Origin of the sequence: Legionella santicrucis (genome assembly GCF_001468135.1) — a bacterium.
Classification (GTDB): Bacteria; Pseudomonadota; Gammaproteobacteria; order Legionellales; family Legionellaceae; genus Legionella; species Legionella santicrucis.
On record NZ_LNYU01000085.1, the window covers coordinates 16,943 to 42,908 of the forward strand.

Consider the following 25,966-nt stretch of genomic DNA (forward strand, 5'->3'; position numbering starts at 1 on the left):
CCATACTTCTCTCATATAATCGCTATTTTTTTACTATTTTATTGAATAAATAAGTATCATTTTAATTGAAATTAAAACAAAACGATTTAAATGTTCTAAAATTTAGGAAATAATTCAATTATTGATGAATTAGAAAAAGCGATGAACGGTTGTTTTGACTATTCCAATAAGTTGTTCATAAGGAGAATGACTGATGAAATCTCAACAGAGCAAAGTTCCATTTAATCTGAATGAAATAAAAAAACAAGCAAGACGCTCTCTTGAACAAGGGGCAATAACCGAAGATTATCCACTTAATCTTCAAGAAGCATGTGCTCATTTAAATAAAGCATTAGCTACAGAAATTATGTGTGTCTTACGTTATCGTCATCATCAAGTGATCGCAAAAAGTATTGATAGGCCACAAGTTGTAGCTGAGTTTGTAGAACACGCAGATGATGAGCAAAGGCATATGATGATGATAGCGGAGCGCATTAATCAATTGGGCGGCGATCCTGATTTTAATCCAGATACTGTATTAGAAAGAACAGCTACAGATTATGGTTCAGGAACTGATTTATTAAAATTAGTAGAAGATGATTTAATTGCTGAAAGAATTGCAATTATGATTTATCGTGATTTGATTGAATGGTTTGGTCCATATGATCCAACAACGCGACGGATGCTCGAGGAAATTTTAAAGGACGAGGAAGATCATGCGGATGATTTATCTGACTTGTTGGCATCTAGGAAGCACTAAGTTTAGAGGATACTTTATGAGCGAAAAACAAATAAATGTTTTCATTTGAATTTTATTGACGAATCCTGTATTAGTACATCATTGCAACTATGAGCAAGCCTATTGCGACAAAACCAATTATAACGAGAGTGGAATTACCTCCTGGGACCAAATGGCTTTCGGTAGTTATTAGGTATTGACGCCCTTTCCATGCCATAATTGCAGGTAGTAACAGTAATAAAATGACACAGCAAATTCCAGCATAGCTTAAAGCATGGAGATAAATTCCTGGATTAAACAAAACTACGGCCAAAGGAGGAAGGAACGTTAAAGCCAACGTATATTTTCCTTGATGGCCAGATTTTTTAAGTTTTAACCCATCTGCTAGAAAATCAAACAAACCTATAGAAACACCCAGAAATGCAGTAAGCATGCAGATAGAAGTAAAAAATCCAAAAAACCCACTTATCCATTGATTTTGAACGGATTGGCTTAAAGCTTCAGTTAAACCACTTGTAGCATGATCCGAACTCATAAGTGCAATTAACCCATTATCTCCTTCTCGTGATACAACACCCATAATAACCGCATCCCAAATAATGTAGCAGAAAAGAGGGATGAGTGAGCCAAGGAGAATGACTTTTCTTAAATTATGGATATCCTCGTCGAAATAGTCCCGTAAGCTGGGTATAATTGTTGCGTAACCAAAAGAAGTAATGAGAATCATTAAGGTACCAGTAAAAGCACGTACAGATCCTCCTGTTAATCCCAAAGTTGATGTATGTGGACTAATAATCGCAACTAACAAAATATAAATACCTAACTTACCAAACATTAAACCTCGATTAACATAATCTACGGAACGGATACCGTTATAAACGATCAAGCTGAATAAAAAGGTAAAGAGTATCGCAGTGACACTATTAGGCAAGTTAATATTTATTTTATGCAATAAATTATTGAATACATCACTTCCACCTGAAATATAAGCAGAGAGCAATGTATACAGCAAGAACAGATAAGTAATCCAAGCTATAATCTGTCCGGGTAAACCTAATGTAGATTTAGCCATGGAAATCATATTACTTCCTGCTGGCAGGCGCAGATTAACTTCCAGTATTAATAATGCTCCCGCAGTCATAACAAACCAGCATAAAAATAAGAAAAAAATTGAATTACTAAAGCCGACTTCTGCTGTGGATACAGGTAATGCCAACATACCTCCACCTATTGAGGTACCTATTATAAGTAGTATTCCGCCTATTAGCTTTGAATGGTTCATAAGAAGTAATCCAAAAATAGCTCAAAAATAATTCAATATGATACATTATTATTCATTTTGGGTCAATTGTATCATAACCGAGTGTAGTGGAGTATTGTAGGCTGAAAATGTATTCGGGGGCTGAGAGGATTGAGGTATGTACTTGAATCCTCTATATTTAGCCTATTAACTTCCAAAGTTCATGCACCAATAGCCCAATTGAAATAGCAATTACCACTAGTTGAGTCAATTTACCACCAGGGACACTAAAAGCAGGACTATGGTATTTTCTGCCAAAATAACACATTAATGCGGGTAAAAATAGTAGTAGTATGATGCAAAAAACTCCTGCATAACCTAAAGCATGAATGTATGCGCCGGGATAATAAATGACAATAAGTAATGGTGGTGTAAAAGTGAGTAAAAATAATCCTAAACCATGACTCCCTTTTTCACGCAATTTTAAACCATCCGCAAGAAAACTATATAAGCATAGGGATACCCCTAGGAAGGCAGTTAACATGCAAATGGAGGTGAAAAAATTAAATAAAGCGCTAATAGTCGTGTTTTGTACTTTATTCGAGAGCATATTGGCTAAGGCACTCGTAGTATGTGGATTGCTCATTAGGCTTTCCAGGTTTTGACTGCCTTCGGAGGGAAGAGCGCCCATAATGACAGCATCCCAAGCTAAATAACAGAATAACGGAATTAATGAACCAATAAAAATCACTTTTTTTAGTTGCTTAATATCATCATCGAAATAGTCTCTTAAATTGGGGACAATAATGGCAAAGCCAAAAGAGGTAATCAAAATCATGATAGAGCCTCCAATGTAATGCATATCACCATGATGAAGATGTTCTATCTCTATATGAGGTGCAATCAATATTATTAACAAAAAATAAACAGCCAACTTGCCAAACATCAGGCCACGGTTCACATAATCTACATAGTAAATACCTCCATAGACTACAAGGCCAAAAATGAGTGTAAATAAAAAACTTGCTTGCCAATCTTTTAAGTGTAACCCCACTTTAAAAAGAAGACTGTTTAATACATCGGCTCCACCAGAAATATAAGCAGACAACAAGGTGTAAAGTAAAAACAAATAGCTTATCCAGGCAATGAGTAAGCCAAAGTTACCCAAAGTAGCTTGTGCCATAGAAACCATGTGTTTTCCTCGAGGCAAATAAAGATTTGCCTCAAGAATAAAAAAGGCGCCTAAGGTCATAAAAACCCAGCACAGAAACAAAAAAATAGAGGATTGCCAAAAACCAGTCGCTGCATTGGCAACAGGCAAGGCAAGCATTCCTCCACCTATGGACGTCCCAACAATTAAAAGAATCCCTCCAATAAATCTTGATGTACGCATTAAATCGCCTTACTTCGTTGCATAAATCATAGGTGATGGTACTGGAGCAGGACACGTTGCGCAACGTTTAGTTCCTAAACTGCTGAACCATTGAATTTCAATGCGTCTATTAAATGCGCTACCATGAATCAGTTTGTTATCACCTACATCATTTTTATCACCATAACCTTCTGCTTTAAGAAGTTGTGCGGGGATATTATTGGCCCATAAAAAGGTAAGCATTGTTTCCGCTTGTGCTTGAGATAATGACCTTTTACGGTATCTAGTACCTACATCATCTGTAAATCCTGCTACATAGACAGGACTTACTGGATAAAATTTCAATAGTCTTACGATGTTAATCAAACCTGGATAACAAATTTCATTAAGGCGTGGACTTTCAAACATAAAATATTTATCAACAGGTACAATAAGGGTCATAGTATCGCCATATTGCACGAACTCAATGTTTTCATTATTTAATTCTTTAATGATGCTGCGGCTACTCGTTTTGTTAAAACCTACAATGGCACCAGCCACCCCTCCAGCTGCAGTACCTACAAGTGCCCCGGCTACGGTACCTGTAGTCGCAGCCCCTACTGCTGTGCCAACGACTGCTCCAGTAACAACTCTTTTAGGCATAGGATGTACCGGTTTGAAATTGTTATAGGGTGGATGAACACAACTACTAAGTAAACATGTAATGAAGCCACAATATAAAATTTTTCTTTTAGTTATTTTGAGTGACATCTTCACTCCCTTATTCTGTGATTTAATCATTATTAAACATCTGATTAAATTTCGCAATTGTAAGTTCTTAATCTATAAAGTATATAAATGAGCATACGTAGGGGAGGTATATCTATAGTATTCTGAGTTAAGCAAGCTTATTTTGACCCAGATGAGAAATAACTGCCCCTATAGCGAATGTTTGCTCGCACGAACGTTATTCCGGCATGTTCCCAACGAAAGAGAGTAGGTGTAGATTAATACGGAATTCAGTTCTGATAAAAACAGCGCGATATAAAAAATTATTTTAGTTTATATCGCGCTTGCTTAATTTAAATACAACATATGTCCTCTAGTTCGTTTATTTCTTCATTAATCGGGCTAATTACTTCTCGTTCTTGGGGGGCTGGTTTGAAAAATGAAACCAGGCTTGATTCGTTGGTATGTTCTGTATCGTGTCGACTCAATGATTTAAATTCCGTAAAACATGAAATCGCTTTACATGCAGCCGCAAGCATTGCACCAACAATGGTTATTGACACTGCAATACCTAGAACAGGTTGGATAACAAGTACAGGTAAAGCAATTCCAAAAATACCCATATACAGAGAAAATGCAGTGGCGGACCAAAATAATAGTTCACATGCTTTAGTAAGGTTGTTAAATAAGACATTAACTTTTCTGGATTGGCTTGTATTTATCAATGCATCCATTGCTTCTTTGGGGGGCATTTCCTTATTTTTTACTTTAGTGAGTAAGGCAACAAAAGATTCATAACTCCTCGCAATTGCTTCAACAGTTTTTGCTGAAGCTGCTTTAGTGTAAGAGAGATTATAATAATCTTGGACTGCTTTTATTTGTTGCTTTATTTTGTCGTCTAGTTCTTTTTCAGTGGCGAAGAGTGCAGATAATTGATCGTCACAAGTGCTTAAACGTTGTTCTAATATTCTATGATTATAAGGCATGATTCATCTCTTATTATAATTATTTAGGAAAACATGTAATCAAAATCATTTCAATTAATAAATTAAAGTGTGTTGGAGATAAGAAAACGAATCACTCCCCCTACACGTTCGGGCTGAGGAGGCGGTTACGCTGTCTCGAAGCATTGGTATGCTCGTGTTAAGACTTCGAGACGATGCTGACACATATCTCCTCAGCCCGAATGGATTCAGAGAGACTCTGATTCTAATAAAATCCTTATCTATAACTTACGTTAAATTAACGTTTTATAACATAATTAACATAGAAAAATCATGATATTTTTATTTATTTAACCATAACGCTGTTTATTATGAAAGAAGAGAATCTATTCATTGTCTTGAATGCGGCATAAATTTTGAAAGTCGCATTGCTGACAAATACTTAAATGGGCTGGTCGTGGTGGACAATGTCCCTGTTGAAATTCCATTGCTAAATGAGTTAATTGTTTTTGCCACGTTTTTCTGCATTCAGACCAAGTTTCATCTTTTTTTAATGAAGTAATTCCATTAATAGCCTGCTTTTCTTCACTCAGTCCAGCACAGCATATTTTTCCCGATTTTAATTGCATCAGTAAAAAGGTATTAATCTGATCATCGAGTAGCGCGTAAAGAAGCAATTGTGGTTCTTTCGGCCTCTCTTCATGCCAAGGTTTACTCGTAGGAAGGGAGCTCTTATAATCAATAACCCATTTTTTATCTGCTACTTGATCCAAACGATCAATACGTACTTGAATATCAAGTCCTGCCAAATTAATGGAATATGAGAGTTCTAATGCTGCGATTGTAAATGGAGATCGTTGCTTCTCCCATTCGAGATAGATATGTATGAGACGTTTTAGCCGAGTATGTTCAACTTCTTGTAGTGAGGCAAGGAGTAAATCAGAGTGTTGTTTTAAATGGCTTAAAGCAGTATGAATTGCTTCATCTATATACTCATCTAAAATATGCGGCGCTAAAAGATGGAGTTTCTCTTGGCTCTCTAATGCTTGCCACAATAACTCCATCACTTTGTGAATCATCTTTCCTCTTTCTTTATGATTCAAACCATCAGTTGTTTGCAAAGGTGCTTTTGCACGAAGTCGATGCTCAGCAAATGCTTTAAACGGACACTTTGCTTGATTCGCCAAAATTGCTGTTCCTCCAGTAATACGTTCTTCTGGAAATACCGGTAGAGAAAAATGTTCTTCTACAGTCACGCATTGAGGTGTCGAAGAGTTAGATACCGGTAATAACATAAAATGAGGAAATGATGTTATTAAGGAGCAAGGTAAATTAGGATTATCACCTTGTAATTTTGCAAAACTAAATACTATAGAATCAGCGCTTCTTTGTAGTCTTTGGAGTATTTGACGTGCAAATTGCAACTCACGTTCGGGTAGGCTATGCGGCATATGCAGCTCGCGCTGTAAGTATGAAGGCACAAAAGCAGATAAGTGAACCTTTTGTGGCAAACATTGATCAGTTAAGCCCATCACCCATAGGCTATCAAATTCACATCCAGATGCTTCCAAAAGACCAGAAATTTGAATTGGGGCGTTGTTTTTTTGGGCCTGAAAAATGGTATGGTGAGTCAAATAGTGTAATGCTTCAAGTGCTTCAGCCTTAGTTAAATAAGTATTGAGCACAGAAAGTTGCCTCAATTCATCAAAAAGGGTGATGAAACGATTGAGGCATTGATAATTTTCTGAGTTAAGTCCGTAGTCACCTGGGAATCCTAACGTCTTTAAGCGATCTTGAAATAGGCATACCCATTCTTGGAGGGTAGCCATTGGTGGATAGGGGATTAGAAAACTTAATAATTTGGAAAGTTTAGGGGTATAAAAATGGAGATCCTCTCTAAAATTCTTTAATAAAATCAAGTGTTTTTCAAGTAAGGTACTCTCTTGAAGATATTCCGCTCGTTCAATGAATTCTTCTTTAGAATGACCAAGATAAGGAGATTGGAGAAGCAGGCTTGCTTGATGTTGGGTTAAAGTAACATCATCTAAATTGAGCCAACACAAGGCATGCGCAACTAAGGGAAAATCACTTAAAGGCTGGCCTAAGGAAATATTAAAGAACGTTGGCTCAAAATGATGGGCTAATATCCTTTGTAATAAGTTTGATTTTTCTTCTAAATTAGGTACAACTACACCTATACGATGATGACCTTCTTGTATTTTTAAATGCAACCACAACATTAATTGCTGATATTCTTCTTTTTCGTCTTGGGCTGCTAGCATTTCAGTTATAGATAATTTTTCTTTTAAATCATATTGGTATTGGGTAATTCCTTGATGGATTAACTGTTCTTGTAAGTACAATTGTTGAGGAGTAAAGTCATCAAAACATACCCAAACAATCGAATCAGAAAACAAAGAGCATCGGGCATTGAGTAGGTGAGGGATTAATTGATATTCCGTAATCAAATGTTGTTGCTCTAATTGTTTCTCAAAAATAAGCCACCATTGCTGAAATTGGCGTGTTTGAGCGGTATAGATAAATTTTGGATTTTCGGGCTTAATTTGCCATTGTTGACAATGTTCCCAAGCAGTGATCACCGATTTGAGTAAGCCTTCGCTATAGGTGATAGAGGGGTCTGATTTAATGATTTTACGCCATAAATACTGACACTGGGCGTCACTTAATAATATAGGGTAGGAGTCATTTGCATGAATAAAATTAAGTTGTTCGTAAGCTTTGATGAGTGCAGTTCGATAAGGCATGCATTTAGGTTTATCCACAGTTTGACTGTTACAATGAGTAAAATATTGTTGGATTATGGATTCATTCAGTCGGTTGTTAGGTGTGAGGACAATGGCTCCTTGAGCTAAAAGAAAAAAAAGTTGATCTTTATTGCTGAAAGTATGGGGGAGCATAAATATCCAAAAATAAGATTATCTTAAAAGTATATTGGCTGATAATCGATGCAAAGTGCTTTTATGAGATCTGAAAATGTGAGTTTTATATTATTGATACTCACCTTAACGTGATGATACATTGTCAGATGTTGGCGTACACTTTCAAAGATGACTCATTTTTAGCTTATTTTACTGAAGTTTTTTTCCGTTGCATAGTACGTCTTTTGGGTGCGGATTTGGTTTTGGCTTTGTCTAATTCTCCTATATAACGTGGTAAGCGATGACTTCGTCGTTTATCAGTATGCAAGATTTGATAGACAAATAAGCCTCGTAAATACATAGAAGCAAGACCTGCTGCAATGGCAAGTACAAACCCGAACAGAATATAGCTGTAGCCTAATACCGTCAAATAAGAAAGAAAAAGATCCTGGAAATTGCTTATCTTGAGTATTGGCCTTTCTGATTCTTCGATAAAGTACATCAAACCCAGATCAAAAAAAGGCAAAGAAAGAAGGACCATGATAAAACCCAACATAAAGGTTTTAAGTTTATGGGGTTTAGGGCAATGGACGATAAGTTCACCAAATATTGCTCCAGTAATTGAAGCAACAATTACTCCTAGGACTATTGATTGGAAAAGAGGTACAATTTCCATAATATTCAGCGAGGTAAGCAATACGTCTATCAATATGGTGCCAACAACGGAGAGTAATCCATAATAAACAGCGGCGAGTAAACGCGGATTCGAAATAGTAAGTGCGGGATCTTCGTTTTTCATTTGAGCACTCCATAGCTACGCCTATATATGTATCATTTTAGTATAATTTTAAACTCTAGAAGGCTTTTTTTATTGTTTATCACCTTTTATTTTTAATAACTTAGGTAAATTGTGCCTGTGCAAAGTATTTAAGGTGTATCGAAATAATAATTTGTATATACTAAGCTGTGTTGACAATTTATTTAAGTGACTTACGTCTCGTGGTTTATGCCGGAGAAATCCTCGCAAAATTTAAACGCTGAGAATCCAGTCGCTACTTAGAATCGTTCAGTCTCAGGAGAATAAAAGCTCGCTGTTAAGGCTTCATCCTCGGCTTAGCGACAGTGCTTCGTGCTTCCTCAGTCCGAACGTTCCAGGTAGAGCATGGATTAAAAGTATTTTTTTAGTTTAATTTTTGTGATGAGTTCTCAGCGTTTATGCGCGGGATTAAGATGATTTGCGTGATGACTTTAAATGATTGAGCTGGATGTCGTGCATGAAAGCGGACAAACGATGCAAATGTCAACAATACCTAACAAAAATAATTTATAGATTGTGAATATGCAAAGACTTGGTCATTTTATTTTAAAACTATTTGGTTGGAAAATTGTAGGTGAGTTACCTAAAGATAAAAAATATCTGGTGGTTGTTGCTCCTCATACCAGTAATTGGGACTTCGCTGTTGGTTTATTTACACGTTTTGCAATCGGAGTTAAGATTAATTTTTTAGCTAAAAATCAGCTTTTCTTTTTTCCTTTAGGTCTTCTATTGAGGGTACTTGGGGGGGCGCCTGTTGATCGAGCCAAAAAAAATAAAACAGTTGATCAAGTGGTTGAAATATTTCGTTCTCATGATGCGTTTAAATTGGCGATTACTCCAGAGGGAACACGTGGACCAGTTACTCGTTGGAAAGAAGGATTTTATCATATTGCTTGTCAAGCAAAATTACCTATAGTTATGGTAGGGCCTGATTATGCAACAAAAGAAGTGCGAATTCATGAGGCATTTCTTCCTTCAGGGGACATTAATAAAGATTTTCCAATGATTCTTGATTTTTTTAGAACGATAAAAGGACGTTATTCCAAGGAAATTCCAGAGTATCATCCCAAAAAATAAGCAAAAACTATCTGCCAGATGAATTTATTTAACACCTTAAAATAGTATTTCTGGTGAGAGTATCTTCTGTATCTGTATCCATGGTACTTTTAAATTCACTGTTAAACGTCTTTTCAGCTTTTGCTTCAGCAGTATGTTGAACAGCATCAGTAAATAGTTCTGAGTTTAATTGGCGACAGCGACCTTTAATTTCAAATATTGAATCCAATCGAAACGCATTACTCATCACTAATCCTTGCCCAAAATAGGCATTGTGGATTTCTCGTTCAGATGTTGGCTCTAACAATTGGGCTAAATGAAGTTTCTCCCAGCATAATTTATAACATTCAGCGCTTTCCCTCTTAAAATTTAAGCGCTGATAAAATCCTGCAAGATAAAAATAGGCATTGGCGAGTAACAAACAGCCTGGTGTTTTGTGTTGTTGTGTTTGAGAGTCTATACGAGTCATAAACTCGTATAAAGCATTTACATTGTCGATTTTGAGATTATTCTTACAATTAATAATGAGAGAAGTCAAAACTTCCTGGACAGCATAAAAACAGTTAAATAGTGACAGAGAAAGAATAAGATAATCATTATATTTATTAGTGTTTGGTTTTTTGTTTTCTTTTAAAGCTGCTAGATACAATACATACCCACAATAGAAATCAGCTCTTGATTGTGGTTCTGGGTTTCTGAATTGAAAAGCAACATCTTTTTCTAACCGCAGTTTATTAAATTTGTTTGTCCAGAATGGTTGTAACTCAGGACCATCAAGTTGCTTTTTGAGTTTGTCGCTACCAGTAGCCTTGAGTATTGCTAGATCAATTACTTTTAAGTTATAAAGTAACAGAGTCACTTCATCAGTAATACCTTCTTCACCTATTAAAGCTTCAATATCTTTCATAGAACCAGGCATAAATTTTTCCTTTTACCGTATTTAAAATACCATTATTGATGTTTTAAGTTTATTATTTTCTTGCCCAATTTCCACTTTATTGCGACGAGAACCAAAAAGACCAAGCTCAGGACAAGACTTTGATAAAGAAAGGCGATATGGTTGAATATCGACAAGCTCTCCTAAATTATTTATTTGTGCTGTGAGTGGATCCTCTGTTTCAAATAATTCATCGACTTTTTCTTTAATAATTAAATCTTGGATCCCTACATTTTCTAATAAATGATCTACTGCATTTTTGAGTGTAAATCGTTCTGTTAATAACTTTTGTGCTTCGACTACCGTTTTATAGTTATCGGAATCTTTGATATTTTTACTGCATGCTAACTGATTTTCTTCTCGTGTAATAATTGAGTCTAAAATGTCTTGTGGATCTCTTGATTCTGGTTGACGTTTATATGCAGAGTCTGGATTTTTGATAAGCCACTTGGGTAATGGTTCTTTAGCATGTTCCTTTATAAAGTCTTTTTCTTTTTTTAATAAACTGTATTTACCGTAACGATATTTGCCAATATCAACGGCATTCCCATACTTGCCTCCTTTAAGGAATATATCATCAGTAACAGAACCAAATTTAGTATAAACGATGCCAACATCTAGTACACTGATAATCGCAGAGCCATTATTTCGCATGCCCATATCATCCATTCGACACACATATTTACAGTTTTGCTTTAAAGCCAATAATTCATGCGCCTCACACCAAGGATATATTTCTATATAAGGGTTATTAAGGGTAGCTCCTTCTTCGTTAACTTGTCGATTTAATTCCTTGACTAAGTTTTTCCAATAATCCCTGCGTTGACTGTTAGTGAAGCTATAGTCATAGGCATGTCCTATTTGATAAATTTCAACCGCAATACTACCAAATCGTTCGATAACTATTTGTTGCATTAAATCTTTATCTTGTGGATCACCTGCTAGTTTTACAATAGGTATTTGCGGTATTTTTTTCTCAATACTTGATGAATCTTGTTTTACTAGTTGAGCCAATTTTAGAGCCTCTTCGAATCCTTTACCAGGACGAATTGTACCAAAAGATAAGATATTAGGTTTTTTAGCCACTACATCCAAAGGATGGTCTGGTGCTGTGCTTAATTTTTGTGATGCAACAGTTAATCCAGACTTTTCCTTTAAATCATATTTCTTAATGGGATACTTATTTAAAATATAATCCTCCCCAACTTCTCTTATTTTTTTAGCAATGCCAGTAGATTCAATTGTGTTTCTCTTATCACAATCACCATAAGTAGCAGCAATAATTGCATTATCTCTATCTGTTTCGTTAAAGAATTGCACGCTGTTTGCCTGGTGCATTAAGTCATGGGTATATTGTTGTAAATAACGCCTCGTGTAATTTTGTTTATACTCATGAATCGTAATATTGACTTTGATCTTTGCTTCTTGAAATTTCTTGATATCTTCTGGAGTAATAAATACACCACAATCTGGTGGGCGTATATGAATATCAAGATGAGTGTTCTCCTCGATTGGCTGCATGCTGGCAATCATAGTTTTAATCACTTCAGGCTTAATTGGATCACGTCGGTTTGCCTGATAGGCTAAATGAAATCCTTCACTTGCAGAAAGTGTTCTTTTGCCATAAAAACCACTCAGTTTTGTATTCGCAGAAAGGTAAGGTTCTTGCTGATTTAACATTAAGATTTGTAATTCTAAAATTAACTTATCTCTACAGCTGTCTTTATTTGCAAAAATATCCTGAATGTTTTCTAGTTTGTTTTTAACATTTGTATAAGAGAGAATCGCATCTTCAACTGGATTTAATAAGGCCTTAATGAATTTTTGTTGGTCATAAATACCTTTAAATCCATCATTGAAAATCAGATTGATAAAGGCAGATTTACTTTGTAAGTCTTCTTCCTCATTGAGCGCTTTCAAGCTATTGGCATATCGTTCGGATACAGCAAGACGAATGTGATTAAGTTCTTCTAATTGCGTGATGATTTCCTCAACAGAGCTTTTTAATTCATCAAAGCTATAAAAATTTCTAAATTTTTTATCGCGCTCTAAATCATAGGGCAGATTATTACTGTGAAAGTCATAGCTGTACTCTTTGATTCCCGTAAATTTATCAGTTAACTTTTCCACCTCTTTTAAATTGACAGGCCCTGTAAAATGTTTTTTAAGTGCTAAAAAATTATCGAGGGCTTTTTTATGTCTTGCTAAAAAGTTTTCTTTGGTTAAATGAAATTCAATGTATTCATTTAATGAGCAATGGTCTTTAATATTCTCTTTGTTTTCATTGTATAATTTAATTAAACGCGCTAGCTTACTTCTTGTTTTTTTAATTTTACTTAACTCATCACTATTATCTTCTATGGCCTTTTCTAACGTGCTTTTTTTTGTTTTTAAGGAGCTAATTATTTTATCAATGCTTTCTTTATTAAGTTGGGTCGGCTTTTGAGAGTAAATATCCATTATAGTAAGTGACTGTAAGCTGTTATCATGCGTTACAAGAACTTTGGGTGTTCTGGGACTAACAGTTTTAATGTTTACCTGTAGTGCCTCGTCTATTAATGAATGAACTTCTTTTAACTTATAACCGCTGATTATGGTATTTTCATTGGCAACTGGCTGTAATACTATCGCACTTGGAATCGTTTCTTCTGGAATAGAAGTAGTTCCACTAGGAAATGGAATGCTGTAATGGCCTTTATCTTTTTTTAACCATGTACAAGGAATCTTATCGTAATTTTCTGCAAAACCCACTTCTAAAGAAGCTGCGTACTGTCCATCTCCTGTTTTTGCGTCTTCATCAAATGGTGCTGTGAGTAAGTAAATCTTGGTCATAGAATTATGTAATGGATTGTTATTATAAAAAATATAGTACGTTATAAACCTTAAATGGATATTAAGAGACATGGTTTTAACTAATAAAAAAGTTATTGCCATGTCTTTTAAACAGAAATTTATATTATATGTTTTGTCATTTTTAGCATTTTGAACGCTTGGTCATTAGGAAGAACGAAATATTTTGGCTCTATCACTTGATAACCACAAACTTGATAGAGTTTTGCGCCTGGTAACGTAGCCATCATTTCAAATTTGGTAAATCCACTGGTCAAAGCTTGTTGTTCACAATATTCTAAGAGCTTTCTTCCTAGTCCTTGTCGTGCATAATTAGGATGTACGAAAAATGCTCTAATTTTGGCATAGTCTTTCTGGGGATCTAAAAGCCCCTCCTCACGAACTTTGCATTGATCCCCACCAAATAAAGTTTTTCGTTTACTCCATCCACCGCATGCAATAAGTACTTTGTTTTTTTCGATGACATAATAAGTTTGATCGTCAATCAATTCTTTATCGACACCGAAAATGGCCTGAATTGCTCCTTCAATTTCTGGGCTTGTATAGTCGCTATCGCTTAAAATTCTAGCCGAATGTTCAATCAGTTGATTTAGTTGCGTTATATCACCACTATGTGCTTGTCTTATCATAATTGTTCCATTTTTGATCTTATTAATCGAGGTAGTAATTTATCATGAAATAAAAATAAATAAATTTCTAATTTATTGTGTTTTTATTTCGTTTTATAATTAATTTTTTATTTTTTTTGGTAATATATGAAAAAGAACAAAGAAAATGAGTCGTTTGCAAATAAAACTGAATCCACTCAAGTAGTATTTTTGGATAAAATTGATCGAAAAATTTTAAATCTTTTACAAAAAGACAATCAGATTACAAACCTTGCTTTAGCCGAAAAAGTAGGAATTTCAGCACCTCCTTGTTTTAGACGTGTAAAGCGGCTACGGGATGAAGGTATTATTGTTAAAGATGTTTCTTTAGTTGATCCTTTTAAAGCAGGCCGAGGCCTCATTGTTTTTGCAAATATTACCTTGGAGAAACAAAGAGAGGATTTATTGGCTCATTTTGAGCGTAAAATGGCAGAGCAAGAAGAAGTAAAGCAATGCTATTTTGTTTCTGGTGAGACCGATTATTTATTAATCATTCATGTGGCAGATATGAATCATTATAATGAATTTGCACGTAGGGTATTTGCAAATGAAGCAAATATTAAAATGTTTCGCAGTAGTTTTTGTCTTAATCGAACGAAATACAACACTAACATCCAGTTTTCGGAGGATTAAGCTTCACTCCTCATGCACTCAAAGGCAAATGAAACTGTACTATTCCAATAGATTCAAAGCTGTTATGACAGCCCCCATAGCCGGAATGGCCTTGGGGCTGCTATTGATTAAATGCCGGGATACTGCGCCACCTGGGCGATTAGTGGCTGGCTTAGATTTTCTAGTGACTGTTTGAGGTCTCTAATTCTCACTTTATCAATGACCGATAGTATGGCCAAATCAATCTCACACAAGTCACCGCGCCACGCGCGCCGGTGGCTTTCCGCGCGAGACGGCGCCCGCCACATCCCCCATAGGGGCTCACCGCCTCGCAATATTGCAAATGAAAAGCCTAGCCTAGAATCTACCGCATAAGAATCAGGAGTGAACCACAAATCATAATTGCCAGTATCCTTGTTATAAAACTTAAGCTGTCGTTTTAGATTATTCGGATTAGATACATCCAGCAAAGCCTCACTCTGAGTTATGTTATAAAAAGAACGCTCCGGATGACAGTATTCTTGGGCAATATGGGCAGGAACGCTCCGCTGGGCTATACCGACTTTTTCTACCCATATTTTATCGAGCTGCTCCCAATCATCATCAGACTTATTGGGTCTATTATTATACTCATCCACATAATGCTTTAATGCTGTTTTTAATGGGGTGAGGTCAAAATGAGCTTCCCAATGGTCTATGGTTTGTCCTTCCTTATCTTGGGTGGTATAGTGCAGGCCTCGTGGTTTGGGGATTGCGAAAAATCCTTCGGCTGCTGGAGGATTTACCAGTTCTTCTATAGCCTTTACTTGCTCAAACATCAATTGCCTGGTTTCCTCATCTTGCCTGATGTAGTTTTCTAACATTCTCTGCATATGAGAATCTTTAGCCCAATAAGCGTATTCATAAGCGGTGCAGGTAAAGGTGCGGCCTGAATAGTCGGTGAAATGGATGTTGTTGGTTCGTAGGAGTTCTTGAGCTAGTTCTGGGTCTTTTTTAAGGAGCGCTTCTGCTTCGTCTTGTTCACCATAAGCCACATGCTGTAAAAACGCTTTGGCATCAATTTGCGGTTTAAAATCGGGACGCTCTTGTTTTAATTGGGCTAAAAGTGCTTCTTTGAGCTTTGGGTCTTGGTAACTATTAATATCTTCATACAAAGTTTGTAAGGTGTCCTTATCCATTTTGGATAAATCAAGGTTTACCTCTTTAATGCCTGTATGAATGTGCTCATTTCTATGTGGTAGGACGTTTTCAGGTTTATTAGCCGTTGCAAAGTCTCGTTGTACACTTTGCAAGAAGGTTTGTTCGGACTCCGCCAAAATATCATAAAAAAAACCTGTCTGCATGAAGTACGCAAAATGAGTCGCGATGCACCCTTGATGAGCGACAAATGCGCCCTCTTTCGTGCTTAATAACATAAACTCATCAAAATGAGGCGAGTCTTTGATGGTATTGTAATGGGATTTAAAGCGTTCTTTAAGATTTGGAATGCCTCCTTGAGGGATAGGGCTTCTCAGTTGAAAATCGTCTCGATGCTGATTGACATAATCAACCAGCGCATCCTCTACTGAAGCGTTGTGCGCCAGCGCTTGTTTTACTGATTCAGCTAAGTTGCTAATAAGGTCAGGATTATCTTCTAAAATCTGACCAAAATTAGCTTTTGTTATGCCTTCTTCATGACATGTGATGTTAAGCTCTGCTAAAAAGAACTGGGTTAGAATAGACAGTTTTTCCTTATTATTTATCATGTCAAAGGGTGAGTCTTTAACAACATCAAATAAGTTGGGCGCACAATACTCAATGAGGGCTTCGATATAACCTTGATAGGTTCTAGGATTATTTACCCCAAAATCCAATTCTTCATCCATGTAAGCTTGAGTCACTGGAACAGAAGGAGCATACAGAGAGCCTTGGGTTTGGTTGAAATCTACGTCAATGCCCAGGGACGTACGGATTTCCTGGGTTAACAGCTCCTTAACCCACTCAAAATTAACAACTATGTTGTCTGGACATTTTGATAGAACCTGGGCAATTAATTGTTCCTTAGACTTAAGGGTAAAAACTAACCCTTCATAGCGATTCGATAAGCCCTCATAAAGTAATGATTCTTTAATGATTACTTGACCATTTACTATATAGTTATGATGGGCACTAAATACTGGGGATATCGCTGTCGTACGTAACTGCACATCCTGCTCTTTAGGCCGTAAGATCATACTGTACAAGTTCCCTTCACGGGCTTGCATTAAGCTTTCCAACGCGGCAGGATAGGCGGGAAATACAAGCGTTAAGGGGGATGTGATCTGTTTTTCTTGTTGAGCTTGTTGCAACAATCTTAAATAGCTATTGATTTGCTCAAGACGTTGCGTTTTAAGTGATTTTTCCTCCGAATCAGGGTGATATTTTATATCAAATGCCAATGCCTCCTGATAATCCTTCAGCATCCGAGATGCTGCACTTTGTTGATTGGCGCCTAAAAGACCAAAAAATTCCTGTAGGGAATAGACTGACTTGCATGTGTTATCAAGACCTATTTCTGTGCCGCTCATGATGGGCATTAATAAGTGAACCACATTAGTCTTAGGGTTGATGTATATATATCTTGGCGCTATCGGTTCTTGGAGAGGTAATTTCATTTTATTGACCTTAACTTGTTATTTTTAAATGGTTATTTAAAGGTCAATATCATACTGCAGTTGAATCACTGTGTCATATATTGATACAAGTTTAATGTAAAATTGGCATTCAATTCTTATATTGTGCACTGATTTGTCACCACGATCATCAAGTCTTTGCGAGAATTTTTACTTCCTGCTAAATAAAGAAATTGCAACCATAAAAGAGCACAAGACATAGCCACTACCGATACATAATTGCGTTTTAACTTATTAAATCTCGTGGCAAGTGCTCTATAATGTTTTATTCTTGCGAATAAATCTTCAACTCAATGCCTATATTTGTAGAGACACCCGTTCATATCTGCATTACTGATCGGCCTCAAAAAGATATTTAAAAGACATAGAGTTTTTGCCCAGGCTTTTGTTTACAATTTTGCAATGCATTTAAGACCAACTTTTTTAAAATGCCTAATATTGAAATCAAGTGGATTTATGAGGAACCTAAAAAATAGAGTTATTCTGAAAGCCATTGAACCTTACGACGTTTTTCTTCGCCCCGGGATAATTTTTTATAACCCCATTTATCACTCCAATATTTTCGCTGTTGGATAAACGGTAATATCATCACTTGTTTTAAGGTATTATCCTTTTGTCTTGCATACCCAGGAACACCAATATCGATTTCTTTTTGAGAGATTCCTAATCCTATTGTTCGATGTAACCTATCCCAAACTGAAAAAACAACCGAATAGTTTGAGTCTGTCTCTCTCCTAAAATTAGAGTGATGAATGCCGTGCATTCTAGGTGTTACAAAAACAAGATTCAGTAACTTCTCCAAACGCAAGGGAAGGCACAGGTTTGAATGATGAAAAATGGTGCCAACTTGAAATAAGGTTTCATAAATCACAAAAGTACTAACCGATACGCCAATGAGCGCCATTTGAATAGCTCGAAATAGGGTAGAAAGGGCTACTTCGCCTGGGTGAAATCGGATCCCTGTTGAAACATCAAGATCGGGATCGATATGGTGTACATTGTGAAAACGCCAAAGGAACAAGAGCTTGTGGTTGGCAATATGCCAATAGAAAAAGCTTAGGTCCAACAGTAAAATACCAGATAGAGCCTCCCAAGGTCCCGTGAGTTTAAGCCACGGTATTAGTCCAAATGGTGTGCTCGCTGTCCAGTTGAGAAAAAATCCTGTTGTAGGGCGTATCAGTAGAAAGGCAACAGTAAAGGCAGTAATAGAAACTGTAATATTGACAGCCAAGCGAGAAAACCTGTTTCTTTTGCGTTTTCGGAGGGGAAACCTACCTTCCAGGAAAAACAAAAGTAGTATCCATCCTACAACGATAATAATTCCAGTCAATGCTCCATCCTTTTCAATTTTTTAGGAACATAAAAATCCATATTTTTTTATAAATTGGTAATAAAACCTTTGTGACCAGACTGAACTTCCCAATATGTCTTGTGATTTTATTGAAAATGCGTTGTTTTGTGACAAATTATGTCACAAAACGCATGAGTATGTTTTATTTTAAGACTTTACATTTTCCTGTAATTTTTTAGCCTTGTCTAAATGCTGTACCACTGCATCCCGTGTATTACTTAGGAAATTCTTAATTGATTCAGTTTTAGCTTTTTTCATTAATTGATTATCAATTAGTTCTAGAGCAGCTTGATGTCCTTTTACCATCCCATCAATGTATGCTTTATCAAATTGTTCACCTTGTAACCCCCCTAATTTCATCATTATCTCATTGCCCTCTGTGGTCAATTTGTTTGATGCATTGCTGCTTAAAGATTTGAGATGAACGCTGTTTGCAATTTCAAGAACTTGAGTCAGATTACTGCCGTGTTGGTCAATCATCATTTTAGCAAAATCCATTACATCAGCGCTTGCTTTTTTGTTGGATGCAATGACTGCCAATAGAATCTCAGTTTTATCAATAACAGCAATATCTGCTAGAATGTTAATTTCATCAGATTTAATTTCAGAATGATTGATATTTGCTGGTACTGCATAACTAGGAGTACCTAAAAAAAAGCTTGTCAGAATTAGGGAACATCCTATAGCTAACCTATTTTTTGATAATTTCATATGAACTCTCCTTTTCAAGTGGTTTTTTAAAAATCCATTTAACTCTGTGTCGCCATAATATCAATAGTTGATCGTTCTTCATTATAGAAGAGAATAACCATAGCATAACATTATGGTTTATAATGGTATTACTCAATCTTTCCTCAAAAACAATTGAATATTATATTGAGCAATTAAAAATGAAGTTTTCTCAAAGAAGCGCTCCGAATTAATCGAACAAGCGATCGAATCTGGATTTATATTTAATATTCCTCGCTCACTATTATAAGCAGGACTATAAATACCAAAGAACTGACAGGAATAATTGCAGGACTTTGGGTGAAGATAGTTTTTATTAATAGTACCATATAAAGAACCGTAGAGTGTTTTTAAAAAGGTAATGAAAATTGTTGATTCATGTTAAGATGTGCCTCCCTATAGATAGATTTACTACATTACGGCCATTATGAATTCAATCATTGTTCAATTAACTCAAAATCATGGAGGACCACTCCATTATCTCGGAAATAGGTATCTCACTCTTCCAGATTTAACAGGGCATATGTCCCCTGACACGAGTTGGTTGAATGAACATTTTTCTATATTATTGGCGAATACCAAGGGGCGAAAATACAAGAAAGCAATTGAGCCTTTTTCAGGGTCCGCTTCATGGAGCATGGCTGCAATGGAGATCGGCCTTGCCGAAGAATATATTATCAATGACAGCAATAAAATTCTGATTAATACACTTCAATTAATTAAAGATAATCCTGCTCTTATTAAAGAGTCTTATGCTGCATTAATAGAAAAATATGATGTCTCGTTATCGAAAAAAGAATATTTCCTTGAAACGATTAATAATTACAACCAAGCAGTCGAGCATAAAGAAAAAGCGTTGCTCTTGCCTTTTATCATCAATCATTCATGGGGCGGAATTCTTTTTTATGATCAGGAATTGAATATTATCTATCGCGAAGGTGAACTATTTGAAGGAAAAAAAGACAATCGATTTCTTGAACATGCGAATTTATCGCTGGAAATGTTCTTAAGCGAAATTGACCGATTATCAAATCTACTTAATGCGAATCAAGTTTCATTCAGGAGTGGTGATTTCATGGAAGTGATTTCGCTTGCTGCACCAGGCGATTTTGTAGCATTGAATCCTCCTTATCCAGAGAATGAACATTCAACGCTTGAAAAAGCTGGGATGTATATTGAACTTTATTCACCTGAAAAACTTCACCAAAATTTGGTTCAAATCATTCAACATCTTGAAAAACAAAACATTCATTATTACATGACTTATGGGTTTTATAATCCCAAATTTAGAAACTATGTTTTAGCTAATGAAAACCATCAACCAATTAATTTCCTTCGTGTTCTAGGCTATGAAAATTGCGCTTTTGGAATAGGTCTTGATCAGATGTATTTTACTTCGCAATTTTTAATTCCTCACGGTATAAACATATTCAAAGCTGAAGAAGTTTTAGGGAAACAAGATTTAACACCTGAAGAAGCGCTGGAACAATTTAAACGGTTTCCCCAAAAATGTTTTGCAGTTATTTACAGGGCTTTTATTAAGCCAGGGCTCGAGATGGAATATCAAGAGGCTTGGCGTAAAGTTGCATCCTATTTTTTGCAATACCGCGGCGCTTTAGGTTCTTGTCTGCATAAAACAAATGAAGGTATGTGGCTTGCCTATTCTCGTTGGCCTGATAAAGAGACTCGAGATGCTTCTTGGCCGGGCGACAATACACCATCCGAGATGTTACCCAATGAAATTAAAAAAGCCGTTATAACCATCCAAGAGTGTATTGATCAAACGCAAAAACTACCCGAAATTACTATGGAAGTTGTTAATGATTTATTGTATTCAAACTAATTTTAGAAGGTGTAATTCATGAATCAATTGCATTGGAATTTAAAAGGGAAGAAAGCCCTCATTACTGGCGGAACTCGTGGAATCGGACGAGCTATTGTTGATGAGTTTCTGGAATTAGGTGCAGAGGTAGTTGTTGTAGCTAAAAATAAAGATAATCTTGAGAAAGTCATTAACAATTGCAGTTCAAAGGGTTATCGTGTCACTGGAATCGAAGCAAATCTCAATCAGGAAGAATCCTATTCCCATGTAATCAATACAATCACCCAAAAATGGGGTGTATTAGATATCCTCATTAATAATGTTGGAATCAACATCAGAAAACCTGCTCAGGATTACCTGCCTCATGAATTTGAGCAGATAATGCAAACCAATTTAACGTCAACGTTCAAATTGTGCCAATTAGCGTATCCCTTATTAAAAAAATCAGTGCAAGGAAATATTGTTAATATCGCATCTATTTCAGGATTAATTGATGATGCATCAGGAGCTCCTTATGGAATGAGTAAAGCAGCGATGATTCAATTAGGAAAGCATCTTGCGGTAGAATGGGCGCGAGATAGCATCAGAATAAATACCATAGCACCATGGTATATTGAAACAGAATTAACTAAATCAGCCTTATCTAATCACGAAAAGCTTAATGCCATCATTTCATCTACACCAATGCGCCGAGTTGGACAACCCCATGAAGTGGCAACTCTTGCTGCATTTCTATGCATGCCCGCGGCTTCTTATATAACAGGACAATGCATCGCTGTAGATGGGGGTTTTTTGGCGAATGGTTTTGCAAGACATGATTAAAATTGGGCAGGAGATTTTTGCTCTATAGTTCATCGGAGGGCAAAGCCCAATTTTATGAATAAAACCGTTACTTAGACCAGGTTAATAAGATAACTCCAAATAAAATAAATAAAGAATGCATGCTTTTATCCAACCAGGATATTTTTCCTGATGGATTGGCCCGCTGTTCTGGCAAGGTAATCATCAGGGCGATACTAATTATTCCCCGAATAAGGACGCCAAACAGACAAAATAGAGATCCGAGTACAAAAATTTGATATTTTGCATCAGGTGCATCAATGGCGATACATTGTGGCAAAATTGCCATAAAAAAAAGAAGAACTTTGGGATTCAAAAGATTAATAATTACACCTTTACAAAATATAGAATAATCTTTGCTGGTTAAAGAAAAATTGTTTGTCGATTTTAATGTTTTCTTTTTTAAGGCTGATGCTCCAAGATAGATTAAAAATAGAGCGCATAAATATTTGGCCCCTATCAAAAAGAAGGGAATTTTAATTAGCAGAACGGTTAACCCAATGGTAGCTGCTATTGTATGCACAAAAGTACCACACTCAACGCCAAACAGCGACAATAATGTCCTGCGACTATTCTTTTGCATACTGTGATGCATGACATAAAACATCGCTGGGCCAGGCATTATATTTAATAAAACAGCCATCATTAAAAAGTAAGTCATTTGTTATCCTTAACAGTAATGTATTGTTTGAAACAAGGAAGCCAGGTTATTTGAGTCGTGCGCAATTTGAGTGCTTGGCTCATCCGTACATAATGCTCTGACAATAAGATGCGCAATAATTTTCATTTCAGGTTCTTTCATGCCTCGGCGTGTCATTTCAGTTGTCGCTAATCTTAAACCTGAGGGTAACGTAGATGTTATTCCAGGAACGAAAACAGGGTTTCCAATGATGTCACAATGCTCTAATCGTCTAGTGGCACGCCACCCTCCTGCATAGGCAGTCATATCAAGGAGTACTTGATGAGATTGAGTAAACCCTTTATTTTTCGCCCAAACCGTCATCCCATAGGCATCCAATGATTGAGCCAATGCTTGGGCATTTTTAATGACTTGCGACATGTACACATTTCCATACTCTAAAAATTCCAATGCGGTTAGCCCTAATGCGGCAACACGATTTAACTGGTACGTACCGACAAAACCTGGAAAGATCAATGATGAAAAATGCGCATCAAGTGCTTCATCATTCCATAGCAAAAGTCCACCTTGTGGGCCACTGAATGTTTTTCCGGTAGAACCACTCACCACGTCGATTTTTTGTAAAAAAGGATTAGTAAAGCATTTCCCAGCTATTAATCCTAATTCATGCGCTGCATCGTAAAAAACCCTGGCTCCGTGCTGGTGAGCAATGGTTTGAATCGCTTGCAATGGCAGTTCAAACAAAGACACCGATAATCCAAGACTAATCAGCGAGGGATGATGCTGGTCAGCCAATTGTTCCAGCCGTTTTAGATCAATGCTAAGGTTATCTTCCAAAAAAGGCATAGGTATTACATTGAGTTGCAATAACCCTGGCATACTTTGTTCACTATGACTTGAATCCCCACCTTGCTCTGGCATAATAGCAATGACCGTATCGCCTGGTTTGGTAAGGAGAGAATAGACCACTTGACAAGCCTGTGTACCTCCAATAAGCCGAAAATCACAAAATTGGCATTGAAAGAGTGATTTGATGCTCTCGTAAGTATAAGCTTCCATTTCATCGATCCAATGGGTAGCGGCAAAATAACGCTGCTTCGCTCCAATATGGCCTCCTGCTGTCCGTATACATAGATCGCCAGACAATAAAGATCGTGCTATTGGGCTCAACGGACCTTCTGCAGCAACCAAATTGATACACCGTCGCATTCGCCACTCTTGATTGCAATGGATAGTCTCTATAAAGTGATGGCGTTTGTCAGCAAAAGTAGGGTAACGCAATAATTGCTGTTTTGCCCGCTGTAAAACAGCGGGATCAGCCTGGCTGACTTTATGCGACATGATGAGCCGCCGTGGCATTCACATTATCCCACCATCGGTCATCCACCTCATGAGAACTTTTACTCGTATCACGGATACTTGCCCAAGTCATATTCAGCATGATTCTCGTTGCATCGTAGCGTAAGGGAACCGTGCGGTGCAACGTAGTATCAGCTTTCAAGAGATACACATCACCGGGAACAAAAGAATAAGTATTAATAGGATGATCGCAAAGGTATTGATAGACATCCGGTTGTTCTTTATCCCAACTGGTATGAGGAACACACTGCAACATCCCGCCGCAATCCACTGGTGGCATTTCCACAATCCAAATTAAAGCATAACCATAATCGCCCCAATGCCACCCATGAGTATCTCCACTGAACTCTTGTTTGGTGATGACAAACTTCTCATCTTCTTTCACATCGGTGAAAAGCGGTTCTTGACAAAGCATCGCCAAAAATTGCAATAATGCTGGCGACTCCCTAACTTCACTTAATAAAGTGCTATGTTCTGCGATTAGCTCGCTTCTGACCACGCTTAAATAGCGCGGAGTATTGTCGGTAGTTTTTAAAATCAAATCACGGCGTTCGGCATATTTTTTTAATAATTGATGGATTTCAGCATGAACAAGTGTTTTAAGTTCATTGCTAACTACATCAGGTATTTTAATCATCCCTTGTCTTAAGAAAGCTTCACTTAATTTACGTATTTTTTTAGGTGAAAACGTCTTTTTTGTATGCTTGGAAATTTGCTCGTTTAACATATCCATTTTGTCCTTTTATTGTTGAATAACCACGCTATTTTTTATTTTTTTTTATTTGTAATCAATAGCTTATTTCAGTAATATATTATTTCATTTTTGCAATAATCGATGTGGTATGATTTCTGAGATTCAAGTGTTTATGCAAGTGGTTGATAGCAATAGTTTTTATAAAGCGGCAAATGTACTAAAGATTTCTCCTGCATCGGTCACTCGAAAAATTGCCAAATTAGAAGCTTCATTAGGTGTAACTCTTCTAAACCGTAATACCAGACGATTTTCATTAACGAGTTATGGGGAGTATTGTTATCAACACTGTCAAATGATTACTGGATTAGTGTCGGAATTGCACCAAAGTATTGCAGATAAAATTAAGTCGCCCAAAGGCACGCTTCATCTCAGTATTGCTGCCTATTCAGGCTACATGGAATTAATCCCCATCATTTCGGGATTCATTAAAAAATTCCCACTGATTAAAATTAATTATTTCAAAAGTAATATTTATCCCGATTTCATTGAGGATACTTTTGATTTTTATTTCCGTTATAAAGAAATTCACACACGCACATTACAATCCAAAAAGCTTATTGATCATCAGCTGATTTGTTGTGCTTCGCCTCACTATCTTCAGCTTCATGGGATGCCTGAACATCCCCACGATTTGATTCATCATAATTGTATTATTCATCAAATTAATTTATATGAAGGCGAAATCTGGGATTTTGATGATAATCATCAATTAATTTCTGTTACTGCTTCGGGAAATTTACGTGTCAACAATTCTGCTTTAGCATTGGAAGCCGTTATGGAAGGCATAGGAATTGCTCGGCTCCCACACTATTTTTTTCAAAATCATCTAAACAAAGGGGAGTTAGTGGAAGTTTTAGTAAACTATCGTTGCCCGCCCCTCACTGTGTGGTTAATTCATCCCCGTAGCCAACATATGTCTTACCACCATAAAATTTTTATGGAATATCTTGTTGAAGCCTACCGCTGTTTAAATAACAAAAATACTAGGGTCTGTTGACATTTCACCTGCCGCCTACGTGCCGCGGCTTGTCCGCGGCATC

The 25,966-nt window shown here is 36.6% G+C and carries 21 protein-coding genes and 1 pseudogene; 6 read left to right on the forward strand and 16 right to left on the reverse strand.

Features of this window, described 5'->3' with window-relative positions; translation table 11 throughout:
* Positions 1–193 precede the first annotated feature (193 nt).
* Positions 194–739, forward strand: a complete 546-nt coding sequence (locus Lsan_RS15565) for a ferritin-like domain-containing protein (RefSeq protein ID WP_058515059.1) — start codon at positions 194–196, stop codon at positions 737–739.
* 70 nt (positions 740–809) lie between these two features.
* Here the strand turns inward: Lsan_RS15565 and Lsan_RS15570 are convergent, their stop codons facing one another.
* From Lsan_RS15570 to Lsan_RS15595, 6 genes are all read right to left on the reverse strand, one after another.
* Complete coding sequence (locus Lsan_RS15570; RefSeq protein WP_058515060.1) at positions 810–2,000, reverse strand: amino acid permease; 1,191 nt, start codon at positions 1,998–2,000, stop codon at positions 810–812.
* 157 nt (positions 2,001–2,157) lie between these two features.
* Positions 2,158–3,351 (reverse strand): amino acid permease, encoded by a 1,194-nt coding sequence (locus tag Lsan_RS15575; protein ID WP_058515061.1) that lies wholly within the window; start codon positions 3,349–3,351, stop codon positions 2,158–2,160.
* Positions 3,352–3,360: 9 nt separating this feature from the next.
* The gene (gene cmpA, locus Lsan_RS15580; protein WP_058515062.1) at positions 3,361–4,080 is read right to left on the reverse strand and encodes a C-OmpA-like family protein CmpA; all 720 of its coding nucleotides are present in this window, start codon (positions 4,078–4,080) and stop codon (positions 3,361–3,363) included.
* A gap of 311 nt (positions 4,081–4,391) precedes the next feature.
* A complete protein-coding gene (locus Lsan_RS15585) occupies positions 4,392–5,024 on the reverse strand; it encodes a DUF5638 domain-containing protein (RefSeq protein WP_058515063.1) in 633 nt (210 codons plus the stop codon).
* 344 nt (positions 5,025–5,368) lie between these two features.
* Complete coding sequence (locus Lsan_RS15590; protein WP_058515064.1) at positions 5,369–7,900, reverse strand: PD-(D/E)XK nuclease family protein; 2,532 nt, start codon at positions 7,898–7,900, stop codon at positions 5,369–5,371.
* 166 nt (positions 7,901–8,066) lie between these two features.
* Complete coding sequence (locus tag Lsan_RS15595; protein WP_058515065.1) at positions 8,067–8,660, reverse strand: hypothetical protein; 594 nt, start codon at positions 8,658–8,660, stop codon at positions 8,067–8,069.
* Between the two features lie 540 nt (positions 8,661–9,200).
* Between Lsan_RS15595 and Lsan_RS15600 the strand changes: the two genes are divergently transcribed.
* Positions 9,201–9,755, forward strand: a complete 555-nt coding sequence (locus tag Lsan_RS15600; RefSeq protein WP_058515066.1) for a 1-acyl-sn-glycerol-3-phosphate acyltransferase — start codon at positions 9,201–9,203, stop codon at positions 9,753–9,755.
* A 28-nt stretch (positions 9,756–9,783) separates the two neighbouring features.
* On the opposite strand, the gene mesI is transcribed toward Lsan_RS15600, so the two are convergent.
* The 3 genes from mesI to Lsan_RS15615 all read right to left on the reverse strand — a co-directional run bounded on the left by mesI (position 9,784) and on the right by Lsan_RS15615 (position 14,150).
* Positions 9,784–10,653 carry a Dot/Icm T4SS effector metaeffector MesI gene (gene mesI, locus Lsan_RS15605; RefSeq protein ID WP_058515067.1) on the reverse strand — a complete coding sequence of 290 codons (870 nt, stop codon included), beginning with the start codon at positions 10,651–10,653 and terminating at the stop codon, positions 9,784–9,786.
* Between the two features lie 21 nt (positions 10,654–10,674).
* Positions 10,675–13,503, reverse strand: coding sequence for a Dot/Icm T4SS effector Ceg32/SidI (gene sidI, locus Lsan_RS15610; RefSeq protein ID WP_058515355.1), 2,829 nt, complete (start codon positions 13,501–13,503; stop codon positions 10,675–10,677).
* 119 nt (positions 13,504–13,622) lie between these two features.
* Positions 13,623–14,150 (reverse strand): GNAT family N-acetyltransferase, encoded by a 528-nt coding sequence (locus Lsan_RS15615; RefSeq protein WP_058515068.1) that lies wholly within the window; start codon positions 14,148–14,150, stop codon positions 13,623–13,625.
* Positions 14,151–14,276: 126 nt separating this feature from the next.
* Here Lsan_RS15615 and Lsan_RS15620 point away from each other — a divergent pair, with 126 nt between their 5' ends.
* Entirely contained in the window at positions 14,277–14,801 is a 525-nt protein-coding gene (locus tag Lsan_RS15620) for an Lrp/AsnC family transcriptional regulator (RefSeq protein WP_058515069.1), read from the forward strand.
* A gap of 107 nt (positions 14,802–14,908) precedes the next feature.
* Here the strand turns inward: Lsan_RS15620 and Lsan_RS15625 are convergent, their stop codons facing one another.
* From Lsan_RS15625 to Lsan_RS21805, 4 genes and pseudogenes are all read right to left on the reverse strand, one after another.
* Complete coding sequence (locus Lsan_RS15625) at positions 14,909–17,413, reverse strand: hypothetical protein (protein ID WP_058515070.1); 2,505 nt, start codon at positions 17,411–17,413, stop codon at positions 14,909–14,911.
* 194 nt (positions 17,414–17,607) lie between these two features.
* Positions 17,608–17,745, reverse strand: a pseudogene (locus tag Lsan_RS22705) (IS5/IS1182 family transposase); the annotation flags it as partial.
* Between the two features lie 164 nt (positions 17,746–17,909).
* A complete protein-coding gene (locus Lsan_RS15630) occupies positions 17,910–18,662 on the reverse strand; it encodes a sterol desaturase family protein (protein ID WP_237762159.1) in 753 nt (250 codons plus the stop codon).
* Between the two features lie 267 nt (positions 18,663–18,929).
* The gene (locus Lsan_RS21805) at positions 18,930–19,493 is read right to left on the reverse strand and encodes a DUF4142 domain-containing protein (RefSeq protein WP_083505165.1); all 564 of its coding nucleotides are present in this window, start codon (positions 19,491–19,493) and stop codon (positions 18,930–18,932) included.
* Positions 19,494–19,938: 445 nt separating this feature from the next.
* Between Lsan_RS21805 and Lsan_RS21810 the strand changes: the two genes are divergently transcribed.
* Positions 19,939–21,354: a DNA adenine methylase gene (locus tag Lsan_RS21810; protein WP_083505166.1), complete on the forward strand. Its 1,416-nt coding sequence runs from the start codon at positions 19,939–19,941 to the stop codon at positions 21,352–21,354.
* A gap of 18 nt (positions 21,355–21,372) precedes the next feature.
* Positions 21,373–22,155 (forward strand): SDR family oxidoreductase, encoded by a 783-nt coding sequence (locus tag Lsan_RS15645; protein ID WP_058515072.1) that lies wholly within the window; start codon positions 21,373–21,375, stop codon positions 22,153–22,155.
* Positions 22,156–22,222: 67 nt separating this feature from the next.
* Here the strand turns inward: Lsan_RS15645 and Lsan_RS15650 are convergent, their stop codons facing one another.
* From Lsan_RS15650 to Lsan_RS15660, 3 genes are read right to left on the reverse strand one after another with little or no spacing between them, the layout of a single operon-like run.
* Positions 22,223–22,834, reverse strand: coding sequence for a LysE family translocator (locus Lsan_RS15650; RefSeq protein ID WP_058515073.1), 612 nt, complete (start codon positions 22,832–22,834; stop codon positions 22,223–22,225).
* 9 nt (positions 22,835–22,843) lie between these two features.
* A complete protein-coding gene (locus tag Lsan_RS15655) occupies positions 22,844–24,154 on the reverse strand; it encodes an aminotransferase class I/II-fold pyridoxal phosphate-dependent enzyme (RefSeq protein WP_058515074.1) in 1,311 nt (436 codons plus the stop codon).
* Complete coding sequence (locus tag Lsan_RS15660) at positions 24,144–24,899, reverse strand: HalD/BesD family halogenase (RefSeq protein ID WP_237762160.1); 756 nt, start codon at positions 24,897–24,899, stop codon at positions 24,144–24,146. Before Lsan_RS15660 ends, Lsan_RS15655 begins: the two co-directional genes overlap by 11 nt.
* A 115-nt stretch (positions 24,900–25,014) precedes the next feature.
* On the opposite strand from Lsan_RS15660, the gene Lsan_RS15665 reads away from it, so the two are divergent.
* Positions 25,015–25,923, forward strand: coding sequence for a LysR family transcriptional regulator (locus Lsan_RS15665; RefSeq protein WP_058515076.1), 909 nt, complete (start codon positions 25,015–25,017; stop codon positions 25,921–25,923).
* The last annotated feature ends 43 nt before the right edge of the window (positions 25,924–25,966 follow it).